The 2,873-nt window shown below is 74.1% G+C and carries 2 protein-coding genes; both read left to right on the top strand.

Annotation, left to right across the window (positions count from 1 at the left end):
• The coding region (locus AOK15_RS38345) for a Pls/PosA family non-ribosomal peptide synthetase (protein WP_338059950.1) at positions 1-1,891 on the top strand (1,891 nt) is incomplete at its 5' end.
• A gap of 68 nt (positions 1,892-1,959) precedes the next feature.
• A partial coding sequence (locus AOK15_RS38340; RefSeq protein WP_240508785.1) for a M1 family metallopeptidase occupies positions 1,960-2,873 on the top strand: 914 nt, incomplete at its 3' end.

Below are 2,873 nucleotides of genomic sequence, written 5' to 3'. Positions count from 1 at the left end.
GGGGCGGCTCGCGGTGGCGGCGGGCGGGGCGCGGCTGCTGCTGCGCGGGGTCCGGCCGGGGCGGTACGCGCGCGGCGGGAGCGTGCATCTGCGGCTGTGGGCGGCGGAGCGGCTGGCCGAGTTCAGCGGGGCGACCTCGCTGACCGGGGTGTGGCTGGAGCGGTACGCGCGGGCGCTGGGCGCCAAGGTGGGCGCCGACGTCGACCTGCACGCGCTGCCGCCGGTGACCGGGCTGCTGAAGCTCGGGCGGGGCGCGGCCGTGGAGTCGGAGGTGGACCTGTCCGGGTACTGGCTGGACGGGGACCGGCTGGAGATCGGCGCCGTGAAAGTGGGCGCCGGCGCGGTGGTCGGGACGCGGAGCATGTTGCTGCCGGGGGCGCGGGTCGGCAAGCGGGCCGAGGTGGCGCCGGGGTCGGCGGTGGCCGGGCAGATCCCCACCGGGCAGCGCTGGGCGGGGGCTCCCGCGGTCAAGCTGGGCAAGGCGAAGCGGATTTGGCCGAAGGAGCGTCCGCAGCGGGGCCTGTTCTGGCGGGCGGCGTACGGGGCGACCGGTGTCGGGCTGACCGCGCTGCCGCTGCTGGCCGGGGTCGCCGCGCTGGCCGTCCTGGCGCTGTTCGTGGCGCCGGGTGCCGGGCTCGGGTCCGCGGTGCGGGGTGCGGCGGTGGGCCTGGTGCCCGCGACGCTCGCGTTCGGGGCGGCGTACGCGCTGTTGCTGCTCGTGGCCGTGCGGCTGCTGAGCCTGGGGCTGCGGGAGGGTACGCATCCCACGCACAGCCGGGTCGGCTGGCAGGCGTGGACGGTGACGCAGCTGATGGACCGGTCGCGGGAGACGCTGTTCCCGCTGTACGCGGGGCTGGTGACGCCGGTGTGGCTGCGGCTGCTGGGGATGCGGATCGGGAAGGGCGCGGAGGTGTCCACCGTGCTCGCGCTGCCGAGCCTGACGACGGTCGGGGACGGGGCGTTCCTCGCGGACGACACGCTGACCGCGCCGTACGAGCTGGGTGGCGGCTGGATGCGGATCGGGCGGGCGGAGATCGGGCGGCGGGCGTTCCTCGGGAACTCCGGGATGACCGCGCCGGGGCGTTCCGTGCCGGACGGCGGGCTGGTCGGGGTGCTGTCGGCGACGCCGAAGAAGGCGAAGAAGGGCAGCTCGTACCTGGGGCTGCCGCCGATGAAGCTGCCGAGGGCGGCGGCCGGCGGGGACCAGAGCCGGACGTACGAGCCGCCCGCGCGGCTGCTGTGCGCGCGGGCCCTGGTGGAGCTGTGCCGGATCGTGCCGGTGTTCTGCTCGGCGGGGCTGGCGCTGCTGACCGTGGCGGTGCTGAGCGCGCTGGGCGGCTGGGGGTGGCTGCTCGGCGGGCTGGTGCTGCTCGGCGCGGGCGCCCTGGGGGGTGTGCTGTCGGTCGTCGCGAAGTGGCTGCTGGTGGGGCGGCACCGCAGTGGTGAGCATCCGCTGTGGAGCGGGTTCGTGTGGCGCAACGAGCTGGCGGACACCTTCGTGGAGGTGGTGGCCGTGCCGTGGCTGGCCGGGTCGGTGCCCGGTACGCCGCTGACGAACGTGTGGCTGCGCGGGCTCGGGGCGCGGATCGGCAGGGGGGTGTGGGTGGAGAGCTACTGGCTGCCCGAGACCGATCTGGTGACGCTCGGCGACGGGGCCACGGTGAACCGGGGATGCGTGCTGCAGACCCACCTCTTCCACGACCGGATCTTGCGGACGGATACTGTGGAACTCCGTGAGGGCGCCACGTTGGGCCCGGGCGGGATCGTCCTGCCCGGCAGTGTGATCGGGGCCCGCACCACGCTGGGTCCGGCGTCGCTGGTCATGGCCGCGGAGTCCGTCCCGGACGACACCCGGTGGCTGGGCAACCCGATCGAGGTGTGGCGGCCCTGAGTGCCGTGTCCGCGATGCCGGGGGACGATGGACGTCTGACGACAGCGGAGCGGGGAGCAGAAGCGGCAGTGGCGGTTCAGCAGGCGATGGGTCCGGACCCGTACTTCCCGGCGAACGGTGACGCCCGCTACCGGGTGCACCGGTACGAGCTGGGCGTGGACTACCGTCCCGGGCCCAACCGGCTGTCCGGCACCGCGCGGCTGAACGCCATAGCGGGCCGTGCCGCGCTCACCGAGTTCCAGCTGAACCTGGCCGACTTCAAGGTGGGCCGGGTCCGGGTCGACGGGCGGGCGCCGCACTACACGCACCGGGGCGGCAGGCTGCGCGTCCGACCCGCGAAGCCGATCCGGGCCGGGGCCGCGTTCACGGTCGAGGTGCAGTGGTCGGGGAATCCGAAGCCGGTCAACAGCCCGTGGGGCGGGCTCGGTTGGGAGGAGCTGGTGGACGGGGCGCTGGTGGCGAGCCAGCCCGTGGGGGCGCCGTCGTGGTACCCGTGCAACGACCGGCCGGCGGACAAGGCGTCGTACCAGATCTCGATCACCACGCCCTCGGCGTACCAGGTGGTCGCGGGCGGGCGGCTGCTGACGCGGACGACGAAGGCGTCCACGACGACATGGGTGTACGAGCAGTCGGCGCCGACGTCGAGCTATCTCGTCGGCCTGTCGATCGGGAAGTACCAGACGGTGCTGCTGGGAGATCCGGGACCGGGCGGGGTGCCGCAGCACGGGCACATCCCGGCGCACATGCTCACCGAGTTCTCGCGGGACTTCGCGCGGCAGCCCGCCATGATGGAGCTGTTCGAGGAGCTTTTCGGGCCGTACCCGTTCGGTGAGTACGCGGTGGTGGTCACCGAGGAGGAGCTCGATGTCCCGGTGGAGGCACAGGGGTTGTCGCTGTTCGGCGCCAACCATGTGGACGGGGCGCGGGGTTCGGAGCGGCTGGTCGCGCACGAGCTGGCTCACCAGTGGTTCGGCAACAGCGT

The sequence above is a fragment of the Streptomyces ossamyceticus genome, from assembly GCF_001418475.1.
Taxonomy (GTDB): domain Bacteria; phylum Actinomycetota; class Actinomycetes; order Streptomycetales; family Streptomycetaceae; genus Streptomyces; species Streptomyces ossamyceticus.
This window is presented reverse-complemented; position numbering and strand designations above follow the sequence as displayed.